The sequence below is a fragment of the Rhodopseudomonas sp. genome (genome assembly GCF_036404135.1).
GTDB lineage: Bacteria > Pseudomonadota > Alphaproteobacteria > Rhizobiales > Xanthobacteraceae > Rhodopseudomonas_A.
The window spans coordinates 1-7,742 of record NZ_DASWPE010000180.1 but is presented as its reverse complement, the minus strand read 5'-3'; the positions used below and the strand labels follow the sequence as shown (position 1 = coordinate 7,742).

The 7,742-nt window shown below is 63.8% G+C and carries 5 protein-coding genes and 1 pseudogene; 4 read left to right on the top strand and 2 right to left on the bottom strand.

Features of this window, described 5'->3' with window-relative positions:
- Window positions 1–244: 244 nt before the first annotated feature.
- Complete coding sequence (locus tag VGC77_RS20340) at window positions 245–526, bottom strand: TetR/AcrR family transcriptional regulator C-terminal domain-containing protein (protein WP_331173375.1); 282 nt, start codon at window positions 524–526, stop codon at window positions 245–247.
- A gap of 200 nt (window positions 527–726) precedes the next feature.
- Window positions 727–780, bottom strand: a pseudogene (locus VGC77_RS20335) (hypothetical protein); the annotation flags it as partial.
- A gap of 1,369 nt (window positions 781–2,149) precedes the next feature.
- Here VGC77_RS20335 and VGC77_RS20330 point away from each other — a divergent pair.
- From VGC77_RS20330 to fabI, 4 genes are read left to right on the top strand one after another with little or no spacing between them, the layout of a single operon-like run.
- Window positions 2,150–3,847: a PHA/PHB synthase family protein gene (locus VGC77_RS20330; RefSeq protein WP_414709703.1), complete on the top strand. Its 1,698-nt coding sequence runs from the start codon at window positions 2,150–2,152 to the stop codon at window positions 3,845–3,847.
- A complete protein-coding gene (locus VGC77_RS20325) occupies window positions 3,844–5,259 on the top strand; it encodes a bifunctional enoyl-CoA hydratase/phosphate acetyltransferase (RefSeq protein WP_331173373.1) in 1,416 nt (471 codons plus the stop codon). Before VGC77_RS20330 ends, VGC77_RS20325 begins: the two co-directional genes overlap by 4 nt.
- A complete protein-coding gene (locus VGC77_RS20320; protein ID WP_331173372.1) occupies window positions 5,256–6,449 on the top strand; it encodes an acetate/propionate family kinase in 1,194 nt (397 codons plus the stop codon). Before VGC77_RS20325 ends, VGC77_RS20320 begins: the two co-directional genes overlap by 4 nt.
- Entirely contained in the window at window positions 6,446–7,219 is a 774-nt protein-coding gene (gene fabI, locus VGC77_RS20315; protein ID WP_331173371.1) for an enoyl-ACP reductase FabI, read from the top strand. The genes VGC77_RS20320 and fabI overlap by 4 nt, the downstream gene beginning before the upstream one ends.
- Window positions 7,220–7,742: the final 523 nt, after the last annotated feature.

The window sequence follows — 7,742 nt, the reverse complement described above, 5'->3', positions numbered from 1 at the left end:
CGCCGGCTTCAACTTCCACCTGCTGCTGCGCTGGTTCGAACGGATTTTGCGCGCCCTGCTGTGGATCCTGCTCGGCCGCATCATCAGCCGGACGCAATACGCCTAAATCGGCGCGTGTCCGGGATCTTCACGGACGACTACTTCAGATTCTTACACAGTTTCCCGGCGAAAACCGGGCCTGGCGATCGGTCGCCGCATTCATGCTCTCCTTGCCGCGAGGTTAGCTTCATCAGCTCGCAGACCGTCAAGAAGAGTTCGATAGCAGCCTACCGCCGTAGTTCTTGAAGGTATGGGTCGGCTGCAATCCACAAATCGCTAGGCGTGAGGGTTGCCCGAGCAGAAGATCGAGGAACAGGTCGGCAGCACGTTCGATGTCGTCCACCTTGATCTTGCCGCGAGCTGCAAATCGCTGCAGCAGAATCGGCACACTTCGGACCGCCCGCGGCCAACCTTCCTCATGGGTGAGTTTCGCCAATTCCAGACACTGAGCGGCCTGCGCGGCCAAATTCGCTGCAGTGTCGCGCATTCCGGCCTCAGCACCTGGGCACGCATATGCTGGCTAAGCTCGTGCAGCGTCGTCTCGATATCTTTGGAGTTAACATCATCGGCCTGAACTTCGGCCGCCGCCGACAGCGGGACGGGCCAGTCCTGAATTCTGCCTTTGAGAGCGGCCGCGAATAGATCACGCTTGTCGGAATAGCGGGCGCAGGCGGCTGGCTTGCCCACGCCAGCCGCTCCCGCGACCGCATCGATGGGCGTGCCTTCAAAACCGCGCTCCATGAATAGGCTAGTAGCGACCTCAAGCAGCCGCGCATCACGCCGCAAGGCGTCCTCTCGAGTGGGACGACCACCACACCGCCGGGCACCCACAAAGGCCCCTTCACCATCATTTGTTTCATCATCTAAATTCTCGCTTTACCGCTCGCCATTTCTTAGCTATAAAACAAAACGATCCGGTACCGTTTTTATAAGGCCGCTTCTCACATTAGCTTTGTTGCAGGTGAAAGAAGCAGAGACAAACAAGAAGTACACGCGATCTGGTGTTTGCATACGGCGATGGGTTTCGGAGGCCGCTATCCGAAATTCGGGCACCGTAGAACGGCTGGTCCTGTGGGATTCCCCATCTCCTGCGGCCGGCCGCTCATGTCAATAAAACAGAACTGCCTAATACAGAGGCGCGCACGTGGGAGGACGGACCTGGGTAAGGTTTTGTCCTGCAAATCGTTCATTGACCGTATCCATCAAGCCCTTCGTGTTGGCGACCTTCATCTTAAGCGGGGCTAATCTTCAGCGCCCCTTTTGAACCACTCAAGGACTGTCGAAGCCCTAACCCTTGAGAGGGCGGAACCATGACAAACAAGATGACGAAGAAATTTTCACTTAAGCTCCGGGCCCGAGCGGTCCGGGCGCTCGGAAGCAAGCCAGGGGGCCCGTCGCAGTAGGCAGCACTGAGGCGTTCATCGACGAAGATCGTAGGGCACGTGGGGGCGAGCCGATCTGCGTGCCGATCGCCCGCTCACAGTTGGCGAAGGACGCCCCGGCCCCGGTACCGAAAGCTGCACGAGCGAACTTGAGGAGAGGGTGATCCCGGTGACGTCGGCTAGCTTCATCCTGCGGGATGTGGTTTACACCGTTCCTTCGAGGCTGATCGGCGATCGTCTGCGGGCGGGCATCTTTGACGATCGGCCTCAGTGCTTCCTCGGCGTCACGCCAGTCGTGACGCCGAGGCGCGGTCGCACTATATCGGATAGCCAGGGAGGCGAAGGAGCGCCACGGGCACCTGACGCTTGCGCCCGAAATTCGTGGCAAGCTGCTGGCGATGAGTGCGGCAACGATCGACCGAACGCTCCAGCGAATTCGCGAACAGGCGGGACGACCGCGACGGCGAGCCGCGACAAGCGCGAAAAAACTATAGTGTCCCAACGTCGCCAGTTGCGATGAACTTGATTGGGATCAAAAATGCATGATTAGCTCAGCATTGGTGATCGGGGCGATTGATACGCAATCTGTGAGGTTGGAGGTTGGAATGCACGACGGGACGAAACTGGCGTCGCCAAGCAGCCTGATCTCACGGGCCAACACCGGCAAAATCCGGGGGACCATCGGCGAAGATAAGCCCCTCGCACACTCGCTATTCCACGACACGGACGTGGCGATCACCTGTGCTATCGCGCGCGCAACCTGGGGTCTTTCGCCTGCGGCGATCCTGCTTACGTTGCTGGATTGGGGGATTCACCTCAGTCTTTCCCCTGGCAAGCAGGCGGAACTGGCGCTGCAAGCCGGGGATAATTTGGAGCGGATCACGCTCTATGCCGCGCAGTCCGCCGCCAATCCAGCGACGCCAACGTGCATTGAAGCCCCTGCAGGCGACGCGCGCTTTCATGACGAATCCTGGAAGCAGTTTCCGTTCAATCTCTGGGCGCAGAATTTTCTGATGACCGAGGACTGGTGGCGGCACGCTACCGAAGGCGTCGCCGGGGTGTCGCCGCATCACGAGAGCATCGTCTCGTTCGCGGCGCGGCAGTGGCTCGACATGCTCGCGCCGTCGAACCTGCCCTGGAGCAATCCCGTCGTGGTCAAGGAGATCCAGCGCACCGGCGGCGCCAATCTGGTCGCGGGCTTGCAGAACCTGATCGAGGATGCCAGCCGCCTGGCGCGCAAGCAGCCGCCGGTCGGAACCGAGGCCTTTCGGGTCGGCAAGGAGATCGCGGTGACGCCCGGCAAGGTGGTGTTCCGCAATCACCTGATTGAACTGATCCAGTACGTGCCCGCCACGGCGACGGTGCATCCGGAGCCGGTGCTGATCGTGCCGGCCTGGATCATGAAATACTACATTCTCGATCTGTCGCCGCAGAACTCGCTGATCCGCTATCTGGTGGAACGCGGCCACACCGTGTTCGCGATTTCGTGGCGCAACGTCACCGCCGAGGATCGCGATCTCGGGCTCGAGGATTATCGCCGGCTCGGCATCGTCGCGGCGCTCGACGCCGTCGAGGCGATCGTGGCGCGCCGGCAGGTGCATGCCGCCGGCTACTGCCTCGGCGGCACGCTGCTGGCGCTCGCCGCGGCGGCGATGGCCGAGATCGGCGACGATCGGCTGAAGAGCGTGACCCTGTTCGCGGCGCAGGTCGATTTCACCGAGCCCGGCGAATTGCAGCTCTTCATCGATTCCAGCCAGGTCAACACCCTGGAAGCCTTGATGTCGGAACAGGGAACGCTCGACGCCACCCAGATGGCCGGCGCCTTCCAGTTGCTGAAATCCAACGACCTGATCTGGTCGCACCTGATCCACGACTACCTGATGGGTCAGCGCACGCCGATGAACGACCTGATGGCCTGGAATGCCGACGCGACGCGGATGCCGTACCGGATGCATTCCGAGTATCTGCGCAAATTCTTCCTCGGCAACGACCTGGCGTCGGGCCGCTACGTCATCGACGGCCACCCGATCGCGCTGCAGAACATCCGGGCGCCGATTTTCTCGGTCGGCACCGAACGCGATCATGTCGCGCCGTGGCGGTCGGTCTACAAGATCCACTACCTCTCCGACACCGAGGTGACCTTCGTCTTGACCAATGGCGGGCACAATGCGGGCATCGTCAACGAGCCCGGGCATCCGCACCGCCATTTCCGGATCGCGACCAAAGCTACATCGGACAGCTGCCTCGCCCCCGAAGAGTGGCAGGCGGCGGCGACGGTGCAAGAGGGATCGTGGTGGCCAGCCTGGGAGGACTGGCTCACACGGCATTCCACGCCGCAACAGATCGAGCCGCCGCCGATCGGCGACGCGGCCGCCGGCTATCCGCCGCTGGCCGACGCTCCCGGGAGCTACGTTTTCCAGTCATGAATATCGCAACAACCGGCCCGTGGCTCATCAATCGGGTCTTCGACGAAATTTCCATTGGCGACAGCGCCTCGCTGGTCCGTCTGGTCGATCTCGACGACATCAAGCTGTTCGCGGCGGTGTCCGGCGACGTCAATCCGGCGCATCTCGACGCGCATTATGCCGCGACCGATATCTTCGGCCACGTCGTGATCCACGGCATGTGGACCGCCGCGCTGATCTCGACGCTGCTCGGCACCGAACTGCCCGGGCCGGGGACGATCTATCTCGGCCAGGACCTGCGATTCAAGAAGCCGGTGGCGCCGGGCGACACCATCACCGCGTCGGTGACGGTGCGGGAGAAGCGCCCGGACAAGCGCATCGTGCTGCTCGATACGGTCTGCCTCAACCAGCTCGGCGAGACCGTGCTGCTCGGCACCGCGACGGTGATCGCGCCTGACGAAAAGCTGTCGATGCCGCGGATTCCGGTGCCCGAGGTGGAATTGCGGCGCCATGATCGCTTCGCGAAATTCACCGAGGAGGCGCGCAGCCTGCCGCCGATGACCACCGCGATCGTGCATCCCTGCAGCGCGGAAGCCATCCAATCCGCGGTCGAAGCCCGCGACGAGGGCTTGATCTCGCCACTGCTGGTCGGCCCCGAGCACAAGATCCGCGCCGCCGCGGCGCAGGCTGGGGTTTCGATCGAGGGCATGCCGATCGAAGCGGTCGAGCACAGCCATGCCGCAGCGACCCGCGCCGTGGAGCTGGCTGCGACCGGGCGGGTCGCAGCCATCATGAAGGGCAGCCTGCACAGCGACGAATTGCTCGGCGCGGTGGTCTCCGCGCAGTCCGGCCTGCGCACCGAACGGCGGCTGAGCCACGTCTATGTCGTCGATGTCCCAGCCTATCCGAAGCTGCTGGTCGTCACGGATGCCGCGATCAACATCGCCCCGACGCTCGCGCACAAGCGCGACATCTGCCAGAACGCGATCGATTTCCTGCATGCGCTCGGCGTCGCCGAGCCATTGGTGGCGATCCTCGCCGCGGTCGAAACCATCAACCCGGCGATGACCGCGACGCTCGACGCCGCGGCCTTGACCCTGATGGCGGCGCGCGGGCAGATTACCGGCGCGAAGCTCGACGGGCCGCTGGCGTTCGACAACGCCATCAACGTCGCGGCGGCGCGGATCAAGGAGATCGTCTCGCCGGTGGCAGGGCGGGCCGACATTCTGGTGGTTCCCAACCTCGAAGCGGGCAACATGCTGGCCAAGCAACTGATCTATTTCGCCGGCGCGGACGCCGCCGGGCTGGTGCTCGGCGCAAGGGTGCCGATCATCTTGACCAGCCGTGCGGACTCGTTGCGGATCAGGCTGGCATCGGTGGCATTTGCCAAGATCACCGTCGCGCGCCGCAATAGCGGTCCGGTCCCCACATGACCGGCAGGGTTCTGCTGACCTTCAATCCCGGATCGTCCACCATCAAGCTCGGCCTGTTCGTCAGCGAGGTCGAGGGGCTGCGCCGGCTCGGCGGCGGCATCATCGACCTGCGGCAGAAGCCGCTGGTGCTGCGCATCGTCGAAGCCGGCCGCGCCACCGAAATTCCACTGAAAGCGGCGGTGACCGAGGACATGCACGAGTTGATCGAGGAGACCCTCGACTGGCTGATGCACCATTTCACCCGCAAGGAAGTGGCGGCGGTCGGGCATCGGGTGGTTCACGGCGGCGACCAATTCGCCGGCCCGGTCAAGATCACCGACGCGACGCTGGCTGCGATCGCGGCGCTGGTGCCGCTGGCGCCGTTGCATCAGCCGCAAAGCGTGCAGCTGATCGGGGCGATCCACCATCTGCGCCGCGGCCTGCCGCAATTTGCCTCGTTCGACACCGCGTTCCACCGCACGCAGAGCGACGTGGTGCGCCGCTTCGCGCTGCCGCGCGAACTGTTCGATCGCGGCATCAAGCGCTACGGCTTTCACGGCCTGTCCTACAAATTCATCGCCTCGCAGTTGAAGCGCAAACTGCCGCAACTCGCCGGCGGCCGGTTCGTGGTGGCGCATCTCGGCAGCGGCGCCAGCCTGTGCGCGCTCGACAACGGCGTCAGCCGCGACAGCAGCATGGGGTTTTCGACGCTGGACGGCATTCCGATGGCGACGCGCTGCGGCGCGATCGATCCCGGCGTCCTGATCCACCTGGTCAAGCAGGAAGGCTGGTCGAACGAACGGCTGGAAGAAACGCTGTATCACAAGTCCGGGCTGCTCGGCGTCTCCGGCATCAGCGCCGATACGCGGCTGCTGTTGCAGAACGACGCGCCCGAAGCCCGCGAGGCGCTCGAACTGTTCGCGTTCCGGATCGCGCGGGAAACCCTGGCGCTTGCCAACAGCATGGGCGGGCTCGATGGCTTCGTCTTCACCGCTGGGATCGGCGAGCACCAACCGCCGATCCGCGCCGCGATCAGCCAACGGCTGGGCTGGCTCGGCGCCGCGATCGATCCGGCGGCGAATGCGGCGAACGCGGAGCGGATCGATGCCCCCGGCAGCAAGCTGGCGCTTGTCGTGATACCAACCGACGAAGAGCAGACCATCGCCGAGGAGACCTGGTCCGTCCTCACCGCAAAGGCACATGTTCAATGACGGCACTGATCGATCTTGTAGGCAAACGCGGCCTGGTGGTTGGCATCGCCAACGAGAGCAGCATCGCCTGTGGCTGCGCCCGCGCGTTCCGCGCGGCCGGCGCCGAGCTTGCGATCACCTATCTCAACGCCAAGGCCGAACGCTTCGTCCGGCCGCTCGCCGACCAGCTGCAGGCGTCGATCGTCGCGCCCTGCGACGTCCAGGTCGATGGCGAACTCGAAGCGGTGTTCGGCCAGATCGCGCAGCAATGGGGCCGGCTCGATTTCCTGCTGCATTCGATCGCCTTCGCGCCGCGCGACGATCTGCATGGGCTGCTGGTGAATTGCTCGGCGGCGGGGTTTTCGATCGCGATGGACGTCTCCTGCCATTCCTTCATCCGGATGGCGAAGCTGGCGCTGCCGCTGATGCGCGACGGCGGTAGCTTGCAGACCGTGAGCTTCTACGGCGCCAGCCGCGTCGTCGAGCATTACAACCTGATGGGCCCGGTGAAGGCGGCGCTGGAATCGGTCGTCCGCACCCTGGCGGCCGATCTCGCCGATGCCGGCATTCACGTCCATGCGCTATCGGCGGGGCCGGTGAAGACCCGCGCGGCGTCCGGCATCGATCATTTCGACGAACTGCTCGACCGGGTGCAGGAGCGCACGCCGTCAGGTCAGCTGGTCACGATCGACGAGATCGGCCGGCTGGCGGCGTTTCTCGCCAGCGACGCCGGCAGCCCGCTCACCGGCTCGGTCAGCTATGCTGATCGAGGATTCCACATAACCGCCTGATTGCGAGCCGCGGCCAAGACGCTCGTCACGCCCGCGCTTGCCGCACGGCTGTCCGGTCAATTTTGATGGACAAGGCGCATGGCATTGATCCTTCTGCGGACTACGTGTTTGGCGACGTTCTGGGACGCGAAAAGGAGCAAAGCCATGCAGTACCACAATAGCGTATTTCATGCGGTGCTGAAGCACGTTCCGTGGCAACCGTTCGAGGCGCTTGAAGATCGACATCGCTCCGACGCGCGTGTGCGTCGCTGACGACGAAGAGCCAGTCGACAGCGCTTCGCTGCGGCCAGCTTTCTGGCTGTGGGCTTGCGCGACACGATTATTGGAGATCAACCGTCGGGGGACCCATCCGTCGGAAGCTGGCAAGCGACTAACAAGCTATGTAGTCGTCCGTGAAGATCCCGGACACGCGCCGATTTAGGCGTATTGCGTCCGGCTGATGATGCGGCCGAGCAGGATCCACAGCAGGGCGCGCAAAATCCGTTCGAACCAGCGCAGCAGCAGGTGGAAGTTGAAGCCGGCG